20 protein-coding genes are annotated in these 20,852 nt (G+C 56.8%); 11 read left to right on the forward strand and 9 right to left on the reverse strand.

All coding sequences use genetic code 11. The features are described 5' to 3' along the window. Positions 1 to 27: 27 nt before the first annotated feature. The 6 genes from ACR0CW_RS05160 to glmM all read left to right on the forward strand — a co-directional run bounded on the left by ACR0CW_RS05160 (position 28) and on the right by glmM (position 8,264). Entirely contained in the window at positions 28 to 2,589 is a 2,562-nt protein-coding gene (locus ACR0CW_RS05160; RefSeq protein ID WP_480787037.1) for a putative PEP-binding protein, read from the forward strand. A 154-nt stretch (positions 2,590 to 2,743) separates the two neighbouring features. Next, complete coding sequence (locus ACR0CW_RS05165; RefSeq protein ID WP_480787038.1) at positions 2,744 to 3,418, forward strand: cell wall hydrolase; 675 nt, start codon at positions 2,744 to 2,746, stop codon at positions 3,416 to 3,418. Between the two features lie 73 nt (positions 3,419 to 3,491). Then, positions 3,492 to 4,868 carry a multicopper oxidase family protein gene (locus ACR0CW_RS05170; RefSeq protein ID WP_480787039.1) on the forward strand — a complete coding sequence of 459 codons (1,377 nt, stop codon included), beginning with the start codon at positions 3,492 to 3,494 and terminating at the stop codon, positions 4,866 to 4,868. 102 nt (positions 4,869 to 4,970) lie between these two features. Next, the gene (locus ACR0CW_RS05175) at positions 4,971 to 5,891 is read left to right on the forward strand and encodes a dihydroneopterin aldolase (RefSeq protein ID WP_480740049.1); all 921 of its coding nucleotides are present in this window, start codon (positions 4,971 to 4,973) and stop codon (positions 5,889 to 5,891) included. After that, positions 5,888 to 6,886: a dihydropteroate synthase gene (gene folP, locus ACR0CW_RS05180; RefSeq protein ID WP_480787040.1), complete on the forward strand. Its 999-nt coding sequence runs from the start codon at positions 5,888 to 5,890 to the stop codon at positions 6,884 to 6,886. The genes ACR0CW_RS05175 and folP overlap by 4 nt, the downstream gene beginning before the upstream one ends. Positions 6,887 to 6,920: 34 nt before the next feature. Next, the gene (gene glmM, locus ACR0CW_RS05185; RefSeq protein WP_480787041.1) at positions 6,921 to 8,264 is read left to right on the forward strand and encodes a phosphoglucosamine mutase; all 1,344 of its coding nucleotides are present in this window, start codon (positions 6,921 to 6,923) and stop codon (positions 8,262 to 8,264) included. On the opposite strand, the gene ACR0CW_RS05190 is transcribed toward glmM, so the two are convergent. Together ACR0CW_RS05190 and ilvC are read right to left on the reverse strand one after the other, a co-directional pair. Continuing rightward, positions 8,261 to 9,163, reverse strand: a complete 903-nt coding sequence (locus ACR0CW_RS05190; RefSeq protein WP_480787042.1) for a DMT family transporter — start codon at positions 9,161 to 9,163, stop codon at positions 8,261 to 8,263. The two genes, glmM and ACR0CW_RS05190, sit on opposite strands and share 4 nt — an antisense overlap. A gap of 187 nt (positions 9,164 to 9,350) precedes the next feature. Further along, positions 9,351 to 10,373 (reverse strand): ketol-acid reductoisomerase, encoded by a 1,023-nt coding sequence (ilvC, locus tag ACR0CW_RS05195; RefSeq protein ID WP_155151382.1) that lies wholly within the window; start codon positions 10,371 to 10,373, stop codon positions 9,351 to 9,353. A gap of 131 nt (positions 10,374 to 10,504) precedes the next feature. On the opposite strand from ilvC, the gene ACR0CW_RS05200 reads away from it, so the two are divergent. Next, positions 10,505 to 10,960: an Lrp/AsnC family transcriptional regulator gene (locus ACR0CW_RS05200; RefSeq protein WP_155151379.1), complete on the forward strand. Its 456-nt coding sequence runs from the start codon at positions 10,505 to 10,507 to the stop codon at positions 10,958 to 10,960. After that, positions 10,957 to 11,415 carry an Lrp/AsnC family transcriptional regulator gene (locus tag ACR0CW_RS05205; protein ID WP_155151377.1) on the forward strand — a complete coding sequence of 153 codons (459 nt, stop codon included), beginning with the start codon at positions 10,957 to 10,959 and terminating at the stop codon, positions 11,413 to 11,415. Before ACR0CW_RS05200 ends, ACR0CW_RS05205 begins: the two co-directional genes overlap by 4 nt. Before the next feature lie 5 nt (positions 11,416 to 11,420). Here ACR0CW_RS05205 and ACR0CW_RS05210 read toward each other — a convergent pair whose 3' ends face one another. Further along, complete coding sequence (locus ACR0CW_RS05210) at positions 11,421 to 12,122, reverse strand: GntR family transcriptional regulator (protein ID WP_480740060.1); 702 nt, start codon at positions 12,120 to 12,122, stop codon at positions 11,421 to 11,423. Positions 12,123 to 12,356: 234 nt separating this feature from the next. Between ACR0CW_RS05210 and ACR0CW_RS05215 the strand changes: the two genes are divergently transcribed. After that, complete coding sequence (locus tag ACR0CW_RS05215; protein WP_480787043.1) at positions 12,357 to 13,484, forward strand: aminotransferase class V-fold PLP-dependent enzyme; 1,128 nt, start codon at positions 12,357 to 12,359, stop codon at positions 13,482 to 13,484. Positions 13,485 to 13,498: 14 nt separating this feature from the next. On the opposite strand, the gene ACR0CW_RS05220 is transcribed toward ACR0CW_RS05215, so the two are convergent. The 3 genes from ACR0CW_RS05220 to ACR0CW_RS05230 all read right to left on the reverse strand — a co-directional run bounded on the left by ACR0CW_RS05220 (position 13,499) and on the right by ACR0CW_RS05230 (position 15,750). Then, positions 13,499 to 14,695, reverse strand: a complete 1,197-nt coding sequence (locus tag ACR0CW_RS05220; protein WP_480787044.1) for a UbiH/UbiF family hydroxylase — start codon at positions 14,693 to 14,695, stop codon at positions 13,499 to 13,501. Positions 14,696 to 14,769: 74 nt separating this feature from the next. Next, positions 14,770 to 15,018 carry a hypothetical protein gene (locus ACR0CW_RS05225; RefSeq protein ID WP_480740067.1) on the reverse strand — a complete coding sequence of 83 codons (249 nt, stop codon included), beginning with the start codon at positions 15,016 to 15,018 and terminating at the stop codon, positions 14,770 to 14,772. Positions 15,019 to 15,105: 87 nt separating this feature from the next. Then, positions 15,106 to 15,750, reverse strand: a complete 645-nt coding sequence (locus tag ACR0CW_RS05230; RefSeq protein ID WP_480787045.1) for a pyrimidine 5'-nucleotidase — start codon at positions 15,748 to 15,750, stop codon at positions 15,106 to 15,108. A gap of 99 nt (positions 15,751 to 15,849) precedes the next feature. Between ACR0CW_RS05230 and ACR0CW_RS05235 the strand changes: the two genes are divergently transcribed. Next, on the forward strand, positions 15,850 to 16,497 hold the full coding sequence (locus ACR0CW_RS05235; RefSeq protein WP_155151360.1) for a GntR family transcriptional regulator: 648 nt from the start codon (positions 15,850 to 15,852) through the stop codon (positions 16,495 to 16,497). Between the two features lie 6 nt (positions 16,498 to 16,503). Here the strand turns inward: ACR0CW_RS05235 and ACR0CW_RS05240 are convergent, their stop codons facing one another. Together ACR0CW_RS05240 and carA are read right to left on the reverse strand one after the other, a co-directional pair. After that, complete coding sequence (locus ACR0CW_RS05240) at positions 16,504 to 18,375, reverse strand: glycosyltransferase family 2 protein (protein WP_480787046.1); 1,872 nt, start codon at positions 18,373 to 18,375, stop codon at positions 16,504 to 16,506. An 88-nt stretch (positions 18,376 to 18,463) separates the two neighbouring features. Next, complete coding sequence (gene carA, locus ACR0CW_RS05245; protein WP_480787047.1) at positions 18,464 to 19,630, reverse strand: glutamine-hydrolyzing carbamoyl-phosphate synthase small subunit; 1,167 nt, start codon at positions 19,628 to 19,630, stop codon at positions 18,464 to 18,466. A gap of 183 nt (positions 19,631 to 19,813) precedes the next feature. On the opposite strand from carA, the gene ACR0CW_RS05250 reads away from it, so the two are divergent. After that, positions 19,814 to 20,299 carry a GatB/YqeY domain-containing protein gene (locus ACR0CW_RS05250; protein ID WP_155151353.1) on the forward strand — a complete coding sequence of 162 codons (486 nt, stop codon included), beginning with the start codon at positions 19,814 to 19,816 and terminating at the stop codon, positions 20,297 to 20,299. A gap of 19 nt (positions 20,300 to 20,318) precedes the next feature. Here ACR0CW_RS05250 and ACR0CW_RS05255 read toward each other — a convergent pair whose 3' ends face one another. Further along, positions 20,319 to 20,810 carry a DUF2244 domain-containing protein gene (locus ACR0CW_RS05255; protein ID WP_480740072.1) on the reverse strand — a complete coding sequence of 164 codons (492 nt, stop codon included), beginning with the start codon at positions 20,808 to 20,810 and terminating at the stop codon, positions 20,319 to 20,321. Positions 20,811 to 20,852: the final 42 nt, after the last annotated feature.

Consider the following 20,852-nt stretch of genomic DNA (forward strand, 5'->3'; position numbering starts at 1 on the left):
ACGAGGGGCAAAGGCGCTTATGCTGCGGTGAAACCAAAAGGTGCCGCAGTGCAGAATAATCCGCATACCACGCTTATCACTCCCGACGCGCCCGTCGCCGCCAACACCCATGGTGGCCGGGCGAAATGCCTGCAACGTCTGGTCCGGCTGGATTTGCCGGTGCCACGAACCGTGGCGCTATCCTTCGATGCGGTGCACCGGCTGGCCGAGGGGGACGTGCCCGACATTGATGCGGTGCTTGAGCAGTTCGATACAGCGGCTCTGCTATGTGTCCGGCCCAGCTCGGAAGATCCGGATTGGGGCGGCCCCGGAGCCGTTCTTAACATCGGTATGAACGACGCCCGCTATGTCGATCTGTCTGACAAGATGGGGGCCGAGGCTGCGGCGGCGCTCTATCTGCGGTTTGTTCAGAGCTATGCGATCCATGTGGCGCGGCTGGATGCGGATGTGTTCGACGATATCGAAGCAGACGGTCGCGAAGGATTGCGTCAGTCGCTGCGCGCCTATGAGGATGAGACAGACGAAGCCTTTCCGCAGGACCGCGGCGAGCAGCTGATCGGTGTCCTGCGGTCGATGGCGCGTGCATGGGACGGTACCTCGGCCCGCTTGTTGCGTCAGGCCAAGGGCGCACCTGCTGACGCGGGGCTGGGGTTGGTCATTCAGGAAATGATCCCGGGCGTCGGGCAGGGCGAGTGCGGATCGGGCGTTCTGCAACTGGTGGATTCGACAACTGGAACCCAGCAGATTACCGGCCGCTATCTGAGCCAAAGCCAGGGCCGAGATGCGTTAGGTGAGGGGGTCGCCGCGCTGTATCTGGAGAAAGACCCGCGTGGACGGTCGCTGGAAGAGGTCGCTCCCGAAGGTTTTGCGCATCTAAAGGCCCATGCGGCATTGATGCGAGAGAAGCTGCGCGAGGAAATGCAGGTCGAATTTGTCATCGACAATGGCGACATCCACATTCTGGATGGTGTACGCGTGCAGCGGAGTGCACGGGCTGCCATGCGGATCGCGGTGCGTCTGGCCGAAGACGGCATCATTCCGCCGCAAGAGGCGGTTATGCGCATCGATCCGCATTCGCTGAATGAACTACTGCACCGACAGGTCCATCCCGAAACAACCCGGGACGTGTTGACCACCGGGATTGCCGCAAGCCCAGGGGCTGCGACAGGGCGTATCGTTTTCACCGCTGCCGAAGCTCAGGCCAGTGCATCGCGTGGGGAACCTTGTGTACTTGTGCGTCGTGAGACGTCGCCGGAAGATGTGCGAGGCATGCATGCGGCCGTGGCTGTTCTAACGGAAAAGGGTGGCATGACCAGCCATGCAGCTGTGATCGGGCGCGGCTTGGGGTTGCCATGTATTGTCGGTGCCTCGGACATGAGGTTCCAGACCAAGAAGAAATTGCTGACCGCGCCGGATGGGCGCGTATTCAAGACCGGTGACATCCTGACAATCGACGGAAGCTCGGGGCAGGTGCTGGCTGGACAACCAGCAATGCTGGAAGCCGCTCTGGATGATTGTTTTCAGACCCTGATGGCTTGGGCGGATGCCGAGCGTGACATTGCAATCCGCGCAAATGCAGATACGCCTGCCGATGCGCAAACCGCGCGAAATTTCCAGGCCCAAGGGATCGGGCTGTGTCGGACCGAGCATATGTTCTTTGATCCCGGTCGCCTGATCGTGATGCGCGAGATGATCTTTGCGCAGACTTCGTCAGGACGTGCAGCTGTGTTGGAGCGTTTGTTGCCGATGCAGCGTGATGACTTTGTTCAGCTGTTTCGGATCATGGAAGGGCAGCCCGTCTGCATCCGTCTGTTCGACCCACCCCTTCACGAATTCCTGCCCACCACACGCGGCGGCCAGCGTGAACTGGCTGAAGCACTTGATCTGCCGGTCTCGGATGTTGAGCGGCGCGTTGCGGCGATGACCGAGTACAACCCGATGCTTGGCTTGCGCGGCGTCCGGCTTGGGGTCACCGTTCCTGAAATTTATGACATGCAGGCGCGCGCGATCTTCGAGGCAACGCTGGAAGCCAGCAAGAATGGCGCCCCTGTGGTGCCCGAAGTCATGATCCCGCTGGTATCTGCCAAACGTGAGGTTGAACTGGTCAAATCCCGCATCGATTCCGTAGCCGCCGCGGTGGCCGCCGAGCAGGGGCAAGAGTTCGAGTACCGGCTGGGTGTGATGGTCGAGACACCGCGCGCGTGTTTGCGCGCTGAAGAGATATCACCCAATACAGCGTTCTTAAGCTTTGGCACCAATGACCTGACGCAGATGACCTATGGGCTGTCCCGCGATGATGCTGGCCGTTTCATGTCAGCTTATGTGCAACAGGGTGTGTTTACAGAGGACCCATTTCACGTTCTGGACCCTGATGGGGTCGGCGAATTACTGAAATTGGGGTCCGAGCGTGGGCGCGCGGCACAGCCGGATGTTACACTTTCAGTCTGTGGTGAACATGGCGGTAACCCCGAATCAATCGCCATTTGCCGGGATCTGGGGTTTGACTATGTGTCGTGTTCTCCGTTCCGTGTACCCGTCGCTCGGCTGGCTGCCGCTCAACTGGCGATTTCGTCCAAACTTGGGGGTTGACAGAGGCCGAAAGCCCAAGGATTAGTGGGTTTGGGATGGACCTGTGGTCAAATTTATTTGGCCCCGCGGGCAAGATTTTTCTTGCTTTTTCATCAGAACTAGACGTTTGCCCCTGTCTGGGGTATTAGCCTCGTCGCGCCCGCCGGGGGAGGGTATGGCGCGTGAAGTGCCTGTGCGAGGTTATCTGATGCTACGTTACATAATGGCTGTTGCCGTATCGGCAGCAACCGTGCTGCCGAGTGCGTCCTTCGCTGAGAGGGAAGCAACGAATAGTGCGAAGCGAGAACTGGTTGCCCGAAGCGAATTGCCGGGACAGAGCTTCCGTGACTACCTGAACTTGTTTAAGCCACGAAAGGTGGTTGAGCCCGTTCAGATATCGTATTCCAATGACTGGCTGGACAAACAGCCCAAGGCAACCGGTGATGAAAACTGGAAATGCCTGGCCGAGGCCCTGTACTTCGAAGCGCGCGGTGAGAGCGTTCGTGGTCAGTTTGCCGTGGCCGAAGTAATCCTGAACCGGGTTGAAAGCGGTCGCTTTCCGAATTCACTCTGCGGTGTCATCCGTCAGGGAACCGGCAAGAAATACCAGTGCCAGTTCACCTATACCTGTGATGGGCACAAGGAAGTGATTCACGAAAAGAAGGCGTATGAACGCGTAGCCAAGGTTGCCCGCGCTGCCATCGACGGTGTTGCCAAAGAGCTGACCGAAGGGGCGACGCACTACCATACCAAGGCAGTGCGCCCGTCTTGGTCGCGTGTCTACAAGGAAACTGCTCGGATCGGCGTTCACATCTTCTATCGCCACAACTACCGGACAGCGAGCAACTGATTGACGCACCTGCGCTGGAACCTTGATGGCGCGGGGTAATCTAAGTCCTATATTGCGGGCCAGGAGGCCCGTAATGAAATTCACCCGCAGACAAATCCTGCAATCGGCGGCGGCTCTTTCGCTATTGCCCATTGCCGCCCGCGCCACTCCACAGGTTCTGGAGGCGCGCGAAGCAATACAGCGTATCGCCCCTCAAGGCTTCCCAGAGACTCGGGTCTGGAGTTTCGGTGGTACAGTTCCCGGTGCCCCGATCCGGGTCCCACAGGGTTCGCGGGTACAGCGCAGATTGCTAAATCAACTACCGCAGCCAACGTCAGTTCATTGGCATGGCATCCGTATCGATAACGCAATGGATGGGGTGCCTGGCCTGACGCAGGACGTTGTTCCGACGGGTGGTTCGTTTGACTATGACTTCGTTGTGCCGGATGCCGGAACCTATTGGTATCACGCGCATAACCAATCAATGGAGCAAGTTGCCCGCGGCCTTAGTGGTCCGTTGATCGTAGACGAGGCAAACAAGCCCGATGTGGATCAGGACCTGACGCTGATGCTGGACGACTGGCGTCTGGATCCTGAGACGGCTTTGATTGTTGATGATTTTGATAACGGTCATGATCTGAGCCACGCCGGGCGTCTCGGCAATCTTGTATCGGTCAATGGACAGTTTGACCCGATGTTTGAGGTGAAGCGCCATGAACGCCTGAGGTTGCGCCTGATCAATAGCTCCAACGCGCGGATTTTCGATGTTGGGCTAGAAGGTTTGTCGGGCTGGATCTTAGCTTTGGACGGAATGCCTCTTGAGACGCCATTACCTGTAACCGAGGCGTTTCCGCTGGCTCCGGCGCAGCGTGCAGACCTGATTGTTGATGTCGTCGCGGAACCTCAGGGCACAGCAAGTTTGGTCAGCTTTGAGCGGGACGGTGCGTTTGGTCTGGCTCGGTTCACCATTGGAGAACAAAACAGAGATCAGATCAGACCGCGGATCGACCCGCTCCCTCTGAACCCGCTGCCTGAGTTGAAGGACATAGATCAGGCACCAGTGCATCGAATGGTGCTGCAGGGTGGGGCGATGCGATGGCTGGAGAGTGCCAGGATCGGAGATGCAGAGCTGTCCGGGCGGGAACTGGCGCAACTCGGGCGGTTCTGGGCGCTGAACGGATATGCAGAACGTCCCTCTGACCCGTTTCTTGATGCGCGGCTGGGCAGCGTCCACAGAATTGAATTCGTCAATGAAACGGTGTTTCCGCATGCAATGCACCTGCACGGTCATCACTTCCGGCTGGTCTTGGGGGACGGATCATTGGGGCCGTGGCGCGACACAGTGCTGGTCGACCGAGGGCAAACCCGACAAATCGCGCTGGTTGCGGATAATCCGGGCGATTGGCTGCTGCATTGCCATATGCTGGGGCACGCTGCATCTGGTATGATGAGCTGGTACAAGGTGAGCTGACGCCGCATTCGACGGCTGGAATGGCGTTTGTTTGGGTGCTATAGGCGCGCGCATCGTATAATTTGGGCAAACTTGTCCACTGAGCCCGAAAAGGCGCGCACCATGAGTTCTGAAATCCGCCTAGCCTTTGCGCACCCGTCTGAACGGTCCGAAGCGACCGCGCCGCGCGGTCCGCTGGATCGCATCTCGCTGCGTGATCATATCGTTGAGGTTGAGATCGGCGCTTTTCAGGCCGAGCGCGGAACAACGCAGCGCATCTGCTTTAATATCGTGGTTGAAGTACGGCCAATAACCGATCCGATTGACGATGATGTGGATCGCATCCTGTCCTACGACCGCGTGACCGAAGCGATTGCCTATGAGTTGTCGGCGGAGCGTCTCAATCTGCTGGAAACTTTGGCTGACCGCGTGGCTGAGCGCATTCTGCTTGAGCCTCAGGCTGTAAGAGCTTTTGTACGCATTGAAAAACTCGATCGTGGCCCCGGTGCGCTGGGAGTAGAAATAGTACGTGGCAAAGACGCTGTTCATCACGACGTTGTGGAAGAAGAACGTCCCCATCCACGACTTGCATTCCTGTCGAACGAAGCGATTACATCGGACAATCTGACCGGCTGGATCGATCAGCTTGAGAACCGCCAACGCCCGTTGATCCTGTGCGTCGGAGCTGCTGATCTGGCTGTGCCTCAAACTGGACATGCCATGACCCAGCGGCGGATTGATCTGCTGGCAATCGAACAGAACGCTTGGGTTCTGGCGGCACGGGACCATCGCTGTGTGGTGGTTTCCACCCGGACCGAACTGGATTGGGCGATGAAGAATGGACAGATTTGTGTCTGGGCGCCTTCCAAGATCGTTCTGGATGCTGTTGACGGTCCGTCGGCCGCGCCATCTGATGCAGTTGCGCTTGCTGCATGGTTCGCAGCAACGTTTGAAGCCAGTGAAATGCTTGTAATCGGTGGTGAATTGCCCGAAGCACCAAAAACTCCGCTTCGATCTGTTTCAATCGAGCAGAAGCAACTGTGACCGAGTACTTTCGACCTCTGGTTCAACACGGTCCGACAAAGCCTGTCGGAGCAAAGCACCTTGCCGGACAAGCGCTTTGGTTTACCCACGCCGAAAAGCTGGCGCGCGGTGGACCCGCCGAGATCGTCGAGGCTGCAGATGTCCCTGCAGATATCCTGGAGCGTCTCACCCGATCTCGTCCAGCCATAGCGGGGCTGGATATGGCGCAGTCGCAGATCATGGGCATCCTGAATGCGACGCCTGACAGTTTCTCAGACGGCGGGGTGCATAACTCCGTGGACGCTGCACGCTCGGCCGCCGTGAAGATGGTGTCACATGGGGCGACGATCCTCGACATTGGCGGTGAATCGACGCGGCCGGGGGCGGATTTTATCCCCGAGGATGAAGAAATCGAGCGTACGCGCCCACTTATTCAGGCGATAAAGGCGGAAACCGACGCACTGATTTCCATTGATACCCGTAAATCCAAAGTTGCCGAGGCCGCTTGGCAAGCAGGTGCCGGGCTGGTCAATGATGTATCGGGATTCACTTTCGATGCTGAACTTGCACCTCTCTGCGCGCGTATCGGTGCTCCTGTTTGTGTCATGCACATGCAGGGTGATCCGGCTACGATGCAGGATGATCCACAATACGATAACGTCTTGTTGGATGTGTATGATTTCCTTGAAGGTCAAATCGCTCATCTGGAAAATCTCGGCCTCAGCCGCGAACTGATCGTGGCCGATCCTGGTATCGGTTTTGGCAAGACAGAAGAGCACAACCTGACATTGCTACGAAACCTGAGCCTGTTTCATGGGCTGGGTTGCCCAATACTGTTAGGCGTCTCGCGCAAAGGGTTCATTGGCAACATCGGGCAGGAACCGCGCAAGGATGCGCGCGCTCCGGGATCAATCGCCGTAGCATTGGCTGGATTGTCGCAAGGTGTGCAGATCATTCGGGTCCATGACGTGGCCGAAACCTCTCAGGCCTTGCGCCTGTGGGCCGCCGTCCGGTAATCCGGTCGCAGGCAGGAATATTTGGAGTACAGGTATGCGCAAGCTGTTCGGAACTGACGGGGTGCGAGGCACAGCCAACACCTATCCGATGACGGCAGAAATGGCGTTGCGCATCGGGGCCGCGGTCGGGCGGTATTTTCGCCGGGATTCACGCGGCGTGCATCGGGTCGTGATCGGAAAGGATACGCGACTATCCGGCTATATGCTTGAAAACGCTCTGACTGCAGGTTTGACGTCGACAGGGATGAACGTGCTGCTTCTTGGTCCTGTTCCCACGCCGGCCGTTGGATTGATGACCCGATCGATGCGGGCAGATCTTGGGGTGATGATCTCAGCCAGTCACAATCCCGCCGAAGATAATGGAATCAAGTTCTTTGGGCCTGACGGGTTCAAGCTCTCTGATCAGGCGGAGCTAGAGATTGAGAAACTGATTGAGGAGGGGGTCAGCCCTGCTCAGGCGCAGAACATTGGCCGCGCGCGTCGGGTCGATGATGCCCGGTTCCGTTATGGTGAGAGGGTCAAATCCTCGCTTCCCCGTAATCTGCGGCTGGATGGGCTGAAAGTGGTAATCGACTGTGCAAATGGTGCAGCGCACCGAACAGCCCCCGAAGTGCTGTGGGAACTAGGTGCCGATGTCATACCGATTGGCACGTCACCCGACGGTAAAAACATCAATCTTGGTTGTGGTTCAACCCAACCACGTATTGCCGCAGAAACGGTTGTCGCGCATGGCGCAGACGTTGGCATTTGTCTGGACGGCGATGCAGACCGGGTTGTTGTGGTCGATGAAACCGGGCAGGTCGCCGATGGCGATCAGTTGATGGCGCTGCTGGCCTCGGCCTGGTCAAAGGAAGGCACGCTGAAAGGTGGTGCTTTGGTTGCAACGGTCATGTCGAACCTTGGTCTGGAAAGACATCTGGAATCGCAGGGCCTGCGTCTGGAACGCACTGCCGTTGGCGACCGGTATGTTGTCGAGCGGATGCGTGAAGGCGGCTTTAATCTGGGTGGTGAGCAATCCGGGCATATCGTCATGTCAGATTACGCAACCACAGGTGACGGGTTGATGGCGGGTCTGCATTTTCTTGCCGAAATGGTGCATTCCGGGCGCAAAGCATCTGAATTGTCGCAACAATTCGAGACTGTTCCACAGCTTCTGAAGAACGTGCGCTATGGCGAAGGGCAAACCCCGTTGGAGGATGCCAGCGTTAAGGCTGCAATTGCCGATGCCGAGAAGCGGTTGAATGGACAGGGCCGGTTGCTGATCCGGAAGTCGGGTACAGAACCGTTGATCCGTGTTATGGCAGAGTGCGAAGACGATGCGCTGTTGCAGCAGGTCGTCGACGGAATCGTATCCGAGGTCGAAGCGGTCGCAGGCTAACGCCCGATCAGCATTTTTCTGAGGCTAAACCACTGGCTGATCGCCATTCCGGTCAGGATCAGAGCAAGCGCGATGTAGAAGCGCAAAGGCAGGGCCTCGGACAGAATCCATGCTCCGAACACCATTGACCAGATTGGCACCTGATAGTTCACGAGCGTCAGAAATACTGAACCGGCACTGCGGATGATGGATACGCGCAGAAGTGTGGCAAATGCTGTCGGCACTAGCCCGAGTACGATGATCGCAAAACCGGAACGCGTTCCCTGCCAATCCGGAATACCTTCGGTCACCAACATAATGGGGAGCAGAATGAGCGCTCCGACGACCAGCGTAAGTGCTGCCAGAACGATTGGGTCAATCGGTGGACAGCGCCGTGTGAAGATGGAGGCCAACGAGTAGCAGAAAGCAGCGCTGATACAGGCAAGTTGCGCCAGCGGCTCGGCACCTTCGCCAAGTTGTGCAAGGCCGGGACCGATCAGGACGAGGGCACCGGAAAACCCAAGTGTCACACCAAAGAGTCTGCGGGCATTCAGGGGTTCGTCTGAAAAGAAATGTGCAAGCGGCAGGACCATAAGCGGAATAGCGGCCATCGATAGGCCGGCAAAGGCCGATGGTACATATTGTTGACCCCAGCTCAGCAGCACAAAGGGCAGGGCGGTAGACAATATGCCTATCACCACGATGGCACCCCATAAGGCGGGGCTGGGGGCTGGGAGCTTGCGGCCCGTGAGCATCATCAGCACAAGCAGCGTCAATGCCCCCAAAGTGGTCCGCGCGGTTGCCACCGTTATTGGCCCATAACCTTCCAGAGCAATCGCGACGACCATGAAGGTTCCGCCCCAGATGAGGCCAAGGGCTGCGACGCCACTCCAGTCACGAGAATCCGGCTGCTTTACCATTCGTCCCTCTGCTCAATCGGCCTGCGTTGATCACGTGGTTGCCCAAAGGTTTGCTATACTTGAGCTGTGATGCGACCAATTTACCGATAAAGGCATGTTTGTAATATGTTGCGGTTCGTAGCTCACCTAGCTGAACCTGACAAAAAGGGCGGCCAGATAGGCCGCCCGATGCTGAGAAATATCAGACTTAGTTCTTTTCTTTGTCGACCATTTTGCCGGCCGAGATCCATGGCATCATGCCACGCAGTTTCGCTCCGGTTTCTTCGATCATGTGCTCGTCATTGGCACGGCGCGACGCTTTGATGGTCGGCTGGCCAACAGCGTTTTCCAGCATGAAGTCACGAACGAATTTACCCTGCTGGATGTCGTTCAGAACCTCTTTCATGCGGGCTTTGGTCTCGTCGTATTTCAGGATACGCGGGCCGGTGACGTACTGGCCATATTCGGCAGTGTTCGAGATCGAGTAATCCATGTTGGCGATGCCGCCTTCATAGATCAGGTCAACGATCAGCTTCACTTCGTGCAGACACTCGAAGTACGCCATCTCGGGCGCATAGCCCGCTTCGACCAGCGTTTCAAAGCCGCAGCGGATCAGTTCGACCAGACCACCGCACAGAACAGCCTGTTCACCGAACAGGTCGGTTTCACACTCTTCACGGAAGTTGGTTTCGATGATGCCCGAGCGACCACCACCGATGGCCGAGCAATAGGACAGGCCGATTTCCAGCGCTTTGCCGGTTGCATCGTTGTCGACGGCTACCAGGCAGGGCACGCCGCCGCCTTTGGTGTATTCGCCGCGCACGGTGTGGCCGGGGCCCTTAGGTGCCATCATGATGACATCGACGCCTTCTTTCGGCTCGATCAGGCCGAAGTGGACGTTCAGGCCGTGGGCGAATGCAATTGCTGCACCGGGTTTGATGTTGTCGTGGACGTACTTTTTGTAGGTTTCGGCCTGTAGTTCGTCGGGCATGGTGAACATGATCACGTCACACCATGCTGCGGCTTCGGCGATACCCATAACTTGCAGACCTTCGGCTTCGGCTTTCTTGGCCGAAGGGGAGCCTTCACGCAGAGCGATGACAAGGTTCTTGGCACCTGAGTCGCGCAGGTTCAGCGCATGCGCGTGGCCTTGCGAACCATAGCCCAGAATGGCAACTTTTTTGTCTTTGATCAGGTTGATGTCGCAATCGCGATCGTAATAGACGCGCATTTCGCTGGTCCTTTCTGTTTCGATTGCTGTGCTTTTACCCAGCCAATTCGGTATTGGCGATAGCCGCGAAGGTGGCTATGCATATAAATTCAAAATCATCATTCTTGAAACGAGAGAAAGTCGTAAAAATCATGCTTGATGATATCGATCGTCGAATCCTGCGCCATTTTCAGGCTGATCCAAGCCTGTCGACGGCTGAATTGGCTGAGCGATGCCGGATCAGTCCTGGGGTATGCTGGCGCCGTATCGAAAAAATGCAGGCGAGTGGTGTGATCGAGGGGCAGGAGGCTGTGATCGACTGGTCGGCATTGGGTTACGCAGTAGAGGTTTCACTGCGGGTTACGCTGGACAAGACTCAGCCTCGTGCCTTTGACGAGTTTACTGTAGCCGCCCGAGAAGTATCTGAAGTGATCGAGATACAGACGTTTCTGGGGCGCGTGGATGTTCGGCTGTCGGTTCTGGCCCGGGATATGTCTCATTATCAGCAGGTTTACCGGGATCGTATTCTGACCCTGCCGCATATCGCGGATATCGAGGCGTTGATGCACATCGCGCGGGTCAAAAGGGATGAGGTTTTGCCGGTATGATCGAACTGGATGAAACCGACCGCGAGCTTTTGCGTGCATTGGTACAGGATGCAACGCTTAGCGCAGGTGCTTTGGGGCGTAAGCTGGGAATGTCACAACCCGCAACATGGCGACGCATCAAGCGCCTGCAGGAGGCGGGGGTGATCAAAGGGCGCAGGTTGCGGCTGAACGCCGAAGCGCTGGGATTTGGTGTCACTGTTTTTCTGGGGGTTAAACTCGCTCGGAAAGGGCAGGTTAGCCTTGAGGATTTTGAACGCGCCGTAAGCGCGATCCCCGAGGTACAAACAGTCGAGCATGTCTTGGGTTTGTATGACTATAGATTGCGGGTCGTTGCGCGTGATCTGTCAGATTTCGAACGTGTATTACGTCGGCGCATCATGACCCTGCCGGGTGCGGGTGATGTCGAGGCAAACGTTCTGTTAAGTGAAGAGCGTTTGCCGGGACCGATCGGTTGACTGGATCAGTACTTTGTACGGATGCAAAAGCCAGGGTGGTGCGTCATGCGCGCAAACGTCATCGGCTGACCATCTTTCCATGTCGTCCGCTCAAGTTGAATCATGGACGTACCAGCGGTCGTGCCCATGTATTCAGCCAGTCGGCTGTCCGCCGAGATCGCACAGAAGGCAATTTCCGCTTCGGTAAACGGTGCCGCATCCAACAGCCATTCATGCGGACCGGTTTCCTGCAGGTCTGCATGTTCCACATCCGGGACGGCGTCGATGTTGATCCAACGCTCTTCAAGCTGGAAGGGACGATTGTCGGCATAATGCATACAGATGACGTGCAGTACGCGCGAATCGGGGGAAACACTGAGCTGTGAACTCAGCCAACCAGGGCTCGGGACCACGTTCCGCTCAACCAGCGAATAGCGATATGTAGCGTTCTGATTCTCGACCGTTTGGCGGGTCAGAGAAATCTCGAGCTTTGCCTGCTTGCTGGGGGCTTTTTTGACGCGCGTCCCGCTTTTGCGCTTACGCTCGACAAATCCTTGTTCGGCTAGTTCCCGCAGGGCGCGATTGACGGTCGCGCGGGCGCAATTGAACTCTTCTGCCAGTTGAGTTTCGGTGGGCAACAAAGAGCCCTGAGGCCAGATCCGGGTTTCAATCCGCCGTTTTACTTCGTCGCGAACGACCTGGAAACTAATCCGTTTTTGTGCAGGCACGGGCGAGCACGTCCTTTCTTGTTCAAAGTGTGCGTATCTGTTCAGAATCGCGCCATGGTGTAAAGAGAGGGTGACACTAATTGGCGTCATTTCTTCAGATTTCCCCATTGATGGTGAACAGGATCGTCAATCTTTGCACGGTTTCCGTCACGTCAGCACAAGAGGTCGCATTGGTACTTTACCAAAGCGACTCAAGCGTCCAGAAATTGCACAAAGCTTAGGAAAGGACGCACAATGCCCGCACTTTTGAGTACTGTTGACCCTGATGGTCTCGAGGAGTTTTCGGTCGTTTTCACGGATCGCTCGCTCAATCACATGTCTTCAGCTTTTCAGCAGGTGATGCGTGATATCTCCTCGATGCTGAAGGATGTTTACAACGCAGATGGTATCGCAGTGATTCCCGGGGGTGGCACCTATGCTATGGAAGCAGTGGCCCGTCAATTTGCCCGCGGAGCGAATGTTCTGGTGGTTCGTAATGGCTGGTTTTCATATCGATGGAGTCAGATTATTGAGTCGGGTTCATTGACCGCCTCCACCACAGTTCTCAAGGCTCGCGAAACCGGGAATGCAAGCCCTTCTCCCTTCGCGCCTGCGCCGATCGAAGAGGTAGTTGCCACCATCCGCGAACAGCGCCCGGATATCGTTTTTGCCCCGCATGTCGAGACCGCAGCCGGTGTGATCCTGCCGGACGAATATGTGACGGCCATGGCCGAAGCCGCGCATGAGGTTGGCGCACTGATGGTACTGGATTGCATCGCGTCAGGTTGTGCCTGGATCGATATGAAGGCCACAGGTGTCGATGTTCTGATCTCGGCACCCCAGAAAGGCTGGAGCGCTTCGCCTTGCGCCGGGCTGGTGATGCTGTCCGAGCGTGCCGAGGCACGGTTGGATGAAACCACGTCTGACAGCTTTGCCATTGATCTGAAAAAATGGCGTCAGATCATGCAGGCTTATGAGAATGGTGGCCACGCCTACCATGCGACGATGCCCACGGATGCACTGCGTGCGTTCCGAGACACCATGGCCGAAACCCGCGAGTACGGATTTGAGAAACTGCGTGAAGCGCAGTGGGCCTTGGGCAATGGTGTGCGGCAAATGCTGCGGGACAAGGGCATCATGTCAGTCGCGGCAGATGGATTTGGCGCACCCGGTGTGGTTGTCAGTTATACATCCGATCCTGAAATTCAGAACGGTAAGAAGTTTGCCGCGCTGGGGATGCAGATCGCAGCTGGCGTGCCGCTTCAGTGTGATGAGCCCGAAGGGTTCAGTACCTTCCGGCTCGGGCTGTTCGGACTTGATAAACTCTATGATGTTGATGCCACAATTGCTCGCCTGAGACGGGTGCTGGATCAGGTTCTTTAAACTGAAATTGGGCCTTAGCGAACGCCAAGACCCATTTGCATCAGCGTCTTGCGAACCGGCGCAAGAGAGTAAAGCGCATTCAGACCCATCGCACGCGCGTCCCGCAGGGCGCGCGTTTCCATCATGGACGCCCGGTTCAGCAGGTCGATACCTTTCACACGCAATTCGATCTCGGTGTGGCGCGCCTTGTGATAAGCTTCCAGCATCTGCACGTCGCCCAACCCATCAGGTCTGCTCTGAGCCAGATCCAGCAAGCAGCGCAGATCGCCCAGCGACATGTTCAATCCCTGCGCACCGATCGGGGGCACGACATGAGCCGCTTCGGCCATCAGTGCGATACGTTCTCCGGACAGACGTTCAGCCGACTGGCTGATGATCGGCCAGATCGTGCGGCGTGACGCGAGCTTGAGTGGCCCGAACAAACCGCAGGATCGTTCTGTCATTGCCGCTTCGAATGCGTCGGTGTCCAGATTCAGCAACTCTACCGCGCGCGGTCCCCGCTCCATCCAGACAATCGCCGAAGAAGGCTGACCCTGCCAATCGGGCAGGGGGACCAGCGTGAAAGGCCCGCCGGACCGATGGATCTCGGTCGAGACATTCTCATGTGCGATTGGATGGGTGACCGCAAAGGCCAGCGCCTTTTGGCCATATCGCGTGGTATGGACGTTGATACCGGCAGCCTCACGCATCGGAGAGGTTCGGCCATCCGCAGCAATCACCAGCTTGCAACGAATGCGACTGCCATCGCTCAGGCCTACGCGCGCTTCGGCGGTGCGGGTAAACAAGCTGGTTGTACCGGTGCCAGGGCGGAAATCGACATTGGGCAACTCTGCCAGCCGCGCCACCATTTCGCGTCGTAGTAGCCAATTGGGGAGGTTCCAGCCGAACGGCTGGTCCGAGATGTCTGCTGCGTTGAAATCCCTTACGACACGCGGTTCCGGCTCGTCACCGCCCGCATCGACGATACGCATGATTTGCAGAGGGGCCGCATATTCATCCAACCGGCTCCACAATCCGCACTGTTCCAGCAAGCCATGAGCGGGTTGTAGAAAAGCCGTTGTTCGCAAGTCCGAACCATCGACGTCGCGTTCGGTAATCGGAGGAGCCGGATCAACACAGATTACGTCAAAACCTGCTGCGCCAAAGGCCGCCGCTGCGGTCAAACCGGCGATTCCGCCACCAGAAATCAGGATGTCACAGCTGTCAGTCATGGCACATTACTCCGTTCTGAGCAGAACCTAGTGCTGATCTGTGCCAGAGGCCAAGTGACATCCTGTCCCGTTTATCAGCCGCGTGAAATCAGGATGAGGATCAGGAACATGACCGGGACCATCGCGAGCGCCGGAAGGTAAAGGCCAGGCAGGCCAAACAGAAGCGCAGAGCAGCCCCACATGCTGAAGATCGCTGCAGCGGTATAGCCCAGGTCTTCGGGTTCTCCGTCGGCGACATCACGCGCCATCCAGCCAAACAGAGGAATTGCATAAAGCAGGCGCTGCCAGACGGGCAGGCGGCGGGGCATTTCGATCGCGCTCATCGGGGTCTCCGTTCTGTTCACATCTGCGGCGCATATAGGTGCGATGCTGCACCTGCGTAATGAGCAGATCGTCGCAGTTTGCGAAGCTCAGACCAGACGCGCGAGGAACCCTGTCAGGTCATCCGTGTGGTGATGAATATGCTCAGCCTCGTGCGGGTCAGGCGCGACATGAACGGTGCGCATTCCCATAGCATGAGGTGCCGCCAGATTGCGTGGATCATCCTCGAACATGGCTGCATTTTCGGCCTTGATCCCATCTTTTGCAAAGATCGTTTCAAACGCCGCTTGCTCGGGCTTTGGCCTGTATCCGGCATGTTCCACCCCATAGATCGCATCGAACAATCCGGTCAGCCCGCGCGCGGCGAGCACCCGTTCGGCATATGGCGCGCTGCCATTGGTATAGACAATGCGGCGACCCGGGAGGGATCGGATATGCGCAGCAAGCTCATGGTCGGGGTCCATGTGGCTCATGTCGACCTGATGAACGGCATGAAGATAGGGGTCCGGATCCAGATCGTGCTCGGCCATCAAGCCTGCCAATGTTGTTCCATATTGCCGCCAATAGTGAGACCGCAAACGGTCGGCCTCGGCCCGATCAACACCTATGGCCTGAACGACATAATCGGTCATCAGCGCCTCGATCTGATCGAACAGGCGCATATGTGGCGGGTAGAGGGTGTTGTCGAGGTCGAACACCCATTGCGTGACATGAGAAAAGGCAGGTTTGACCATGGCTTGGGTTTAGGGCGTGGTGGCGCAGTTTTCAATGGCGCACTTGATTGCGAGGCCATCAGACGGATAGACATGTCCGAACGAGGAGAAACAAATCAAATGAGCCAGTCCCGACAATCTCATACAGATGCGTACAGCCTGATTCTGGAGGCCATCGACGTTGGCGTCTACAAACCGGGTGATCGGCTTGTGGAAAGCGAGCTTGCTGAACGTTTTGGTGTGTCGCGTACCCCGATCCGCGAGGCGTTGCAGCGGTTGGAGACGCAGTCGTTGCTTGAGCGGGACGGACGCTCTCTGATTGTGGCTTCGCTGGATCATAATCAGATGGCAGAACTGTATGTGGTTCGGCGTGAGCTGGAGGGTTTGGCTGCCCGCCTTGCTGCCCGACATGCGACCGAAGAAGAGGTCAAGGTTCTGCAGGACATGGTCGCTGCGGATGATGCCCTGGTAGATGATCCCACCGCGCTGTCCCGGGCCAATCGCCGGTTCCACGAGCAGATTCATCTGGCATCGCACAACCGTTATCTGGTCCAGCAACTTGATCTGGTGCATCGGACGATGGCGTTGATGGCCACTACATCATTGGCAGTGCAGGGGCGTGGTGAGATCGCGCAAAGTGAGCACAAGGGCATCGTTGAGGCCATTGTCGCGCGGGATGAAGACGCAGCGGAACGGGCGTTGAAAGACCATATCTCGATCGCTTTCATGACCCGCCTGAAACAGGATGCAGTGCGTCGCGAGAAATAGTCTGCGTCAGGTCATGGTCGCCTCTTCGTGGGCCTGACCATGTTGGGTCTTGTCCCAGAAAAAAGGCTTGGCCGCGAGTTCCCACAGGGCCTTGTAGGCAGCCAGAACACCGAGCGGATAATAGAGAATCAATGTCGGAACCCACGGGAGCAGAAAGCGCCTGCCACCTGCGTTAACGCCTAGTGCACCAACTATGATATTGGTGGCTTCGGCCGCCAGAAAGAGATAGACGCAGGCCTTTAGAATTTCTGGCGATACAACGTTGAGAAAGGGATGAGGCAGACCCATCGATGTCAGCCAAAACATCCATAAAACCGGTGCAAGCAGGAATTGTCCGACAGTGCCCAGAAAGAATGCTTGTACGCCCATGAATCTCAGCGGCCCAAGCTCGTTCAGGAAACGTAACGGTGCGCGCATGTGCACCAGATAGGTGACCATGAACCCTTTCAGCCAGCGCGAGCGCTGTTTAACCCAGGGCCAGGCGCGAAAGTTAGCCTCTTCATAGGTCGTGGTCTCGACGATTTCGGTTCTGTAACCCGCACGGCTTAGGCGAACGCCCAGATCGGCGTCTTCCGTTACATTGTGGGCGTCCCAACCGCCCAGCTCCAACAGTTTGTCGCGACGGAAAAAGAATGTTGTTCCGCCCAATGGGACGACCAAACCCAGTTTCGCAATTCCTGGCAGGATAACGCGAAACCAGCCACTGTATTCAATTGTAAAACAACGGGATCGCCAGTTTGTTCGGGGGTTATAGTAGTCCAGAACACCTTGCAGACACACCACGTCATCTGCGGCCTGTTCAAAATGTCGAACGACAGTTTCAATTTGATCGGGTTGTGGCGCATCCTCGGCGTCCCAAACCCCGATAATATCGCCTCGGCAGAAGTCCAAAGCATAGTTCATTGCGCGGGGTTTCGTGGTTAGATTCCCCAACTCGGGCACTTCCAAGACACGAATCCACGAAGGCAGATCTACGTTTTTCAAAGCTGTTCGGGTAACATCGTCATGTTCTTCGAGCACCAGAATGACGTCCAGAAGAGCTTTGGGATAAGTCAGGCGCCCAAGTCGGACAATCAGTGCATCCGCGATTTCCCGCTCTTTGTACAAAGGTACCATCATCGATACGACCGGCATTCGGGTCTGTGTCGCTTCTTGACAAGCGGAAAGGGTTTTGGGGCTGAGCAGATAGGCACCCAATCCGAATATTCTGAGCGTCAGAAACAAGATCAGCGTTGAAACAGCTGCCCAAAAGAAAAAGGCTAGTCCAATTGGCGGATAGGCGAGAAACACGACCAATGCAGCCAGCAGCAGTACAACGGGCCCGACTCGTGAACGGGCAGTCCAATTGCGGCAGCTGTGCATGGCATCGACGCGGTTCTCTGCTGCTTCTGCGAGTGTTGAAGAGAATTGTGCAGCGATAACAGCATTGATTTGCTCAGCGGACGCCAGAACCGGAACCACGGTGTGTCCGCAATCGCTAAGTTCATTTGCGACTTGTTCGAATTGATCAGGACGGGCAGTCGCGATCTGAAGGATTGGTCCGATCCGCATCCACGGTGCAACGCCGTGAGACACCCAGAATTCTGCAGGCCGGATGGCGAACAGATCGGCAGATGGCGGTGAAGCTTTGAGATCTGCAATCTGCAACCCATTTTGATCGGACAAAGCTTGCAGTACGTTCTGGCGGTCTATCCAGCCCTCGCTCAACAATATTTCGCCCAGACGCGCGTTCTGGTTTGTTTGCTGGTTCAAGGCCCACTGCAACTGCGTTTGATTGATAACGCCACGGCCGACCAAACATGCACCCAGCGGTTTACGCGGTCTTGTGCCGGGGACGGGTGTTGCGGGTGCAAGACCCTGAAGATTCAGTTCAACCATTTCAAACCCCGTCGCCAATAGTGACGTCAGGGTTGCTAAATCACGGTTAATTTGCAGTTAACGGTCGCCCGTAGGAAACCACAAGCAATCAGGCTTGTGCCTTGCGATCTGCCATGGCTGCTGCAAAGCGCTCGAACAGATAGAAACTGTCCTGAGGGCCGGGCGATGCTTCGGGGTGATACTGGACCGAATACACAGGGCGGTCGGTCATGCGGATACCACAGTTTGAGCCATCAAACAGCGAGCGATGAGTTTCGACCACACCTTCGGGCAGGGACTCGGCGTCAACTGCAAAGCCGTGGTTCATCGAGGTGATCTCAACCTTGCCGGTGTCCAGATCCTTGACCGGGTGGTTCGCACCGTGGTGTCCGTGGTTCATCTTGATGGTCTGACCGCCAAGGGCCAGTGCCAGCATCTGGTGGCCCAGACAAATGCCGAAGACCGGAAGGTCTGTCGTATCCAGAACCTCTTTGATCATTGGCACCGCATATTCACCTGTGGCTGCTGGATCGCCAGGGCCGTTGGAAAGGAAAACCCCGTCAGGCTCATGTGCCAGAACTTCGGCCGCAGTCGCCGAGGCGGGCAACACAGTCACATCACATCCGGCTGAGGCGAGACAGCGCAGGATATTGCGTTTGGCCCCGAAGTCCAGCGCGACAACTTTGTGCACCGGTGCTTCCTGACGCTGGTATCCAGCAGGCCATGCCCAACGCATTTCATCCCAGCGGTAGCTTTGGGCGCAGGTTACATCCTTGGCCAGGTCCATTCCTTCAAGACCGGCAAAGCCGCGCGCAGCTGCAACCAGGGCTTCAATATCGAAGTTGCCTTCTGGATCGTGGGCCAGTGCAACGTGCGGAGCACCCTGCTGACGAATGGCCCGTGTCAGGCGGCGGGTGTCAACGCCGCCGATTGCGATGCGACCACGCCGCGCCAACCATCCTTTGAGTTCTTCGGCAGAGCGCCAGTTCGATGGTTCGGTTGGATCCCATTTGACGACCATCCCGGCTGCTACAGGGTCACCGGTCTCGTCATCTTCGGGGTTCACACCAACGTTGCCAATGTGCGGGAAAGTAAAGGTCACGATCTGCCCGGCGTAAGACGGATCAGTCATGATTTCCTGATACCCGGTCATCGCGGTGTTGAAGCAGAGTTCAGCCACCGTCTGGCCGGTTGCCCCAAAACCGATGCCATAAAACAGGGTTCCGTCGGCCAGTGCCAGACATGCGGTGGGCTTGGGCGTGGCGGTATGTGCCATGGCGCGACTCTCCTGCTGGGTAAATCGGCGCATTCCTAAGGGGGTTAGGCCGCTGGGTCAAGTCTGATCAATTTTTGGGCTATTGTTACTTTTCAATAACTTAGCCATATTGCTCTGCTGTTGTATCACGCTTTTTGTTTAGATATGTTCAGGGTTCCTTTGCCATGGGGATGGACAAACCATATGGATATGCGATCACGGGTGAACACCGCCCTGAAGCAAGCAATGAAAGACAAAGCAGCCGAGCGTCTGTCGACGCTGCGGTTGATCAATGCGGCAATCAAGGACCGCGACATCGCTACGCGCGGGTCGGACAACGAAGAAGCCAAGGGGTGCGGGGACTCGGATGTTCTTGAAATTCTTGGAAAAATGATCAAGCAGAGAAAAGAAAGCGCACGCACCTACGAAGAAGGCGGGCGCCTGGATTTGGCCGAGCGTGAATTGCGCGAGGTTGAGGTCATCGAAGAATTCCTGCCCAAACAGCTGGACGATGATGAGGTCGCGCAGGCCATCCAAACAGCAATCACTGCCACTGGTGCGGGGTCGATCCGTGACATGGGTAAGGTAATGGGCGAGCTTAAATCGCGCTACACCGGCCAGATGGATTTCGGCAAAGTTGGCCCGATGGTCAAAGACCATCTTTGCGCTTCTGCCAACGGAAACTGCTAAGTTTCAGAACCTGCCGTGGCTAAGCTGCGGCAGGTCCCTTCAATCGATTCAACAGATCATCATATAGCGCGATACGCTCTTCCTCTGACAGGAAGGCGCCGATTTCGACTTCTCGCCCGTCGCCGACCAGCGTGACATAGTTTGGTACCGGCCCACCTTTTTTGTGTATCTCGGGACGTGCCCAATACCTGTTACAGCTCCATTCCTTCTGACCTGAGCGCGGGCTGTGATGCACAAGCCGGGCCTTTGTGCCGGTCAAGGTCAGCACCTCGAACATACTTCGCGCCCGGTAATTCATTTCGAAGGCCAGCCACAGCCCCAAAACCGTCAGAAGCAGAAACGGAAGCAGACCCCAAAGCAGGACGGAACCCAGAACCGCCAACAACGGGATGAGCCCGAACAGAAATACTGCCAGAACAACGATCATGGCACCACGCGGGGGCAGCGAATTATGCGGCCATAGGCGCAGTTCCTGTTCGGTGTCAGAGGTTTGGTTCCATCGGTAGGGCATGGGTAAGAAATAACGCAATGAAAGCCGGAGTCGATGGGGATT

The sequence above is a fragment of the Ruegeria sp. CH6 genome (assembly GCF_056537005.1).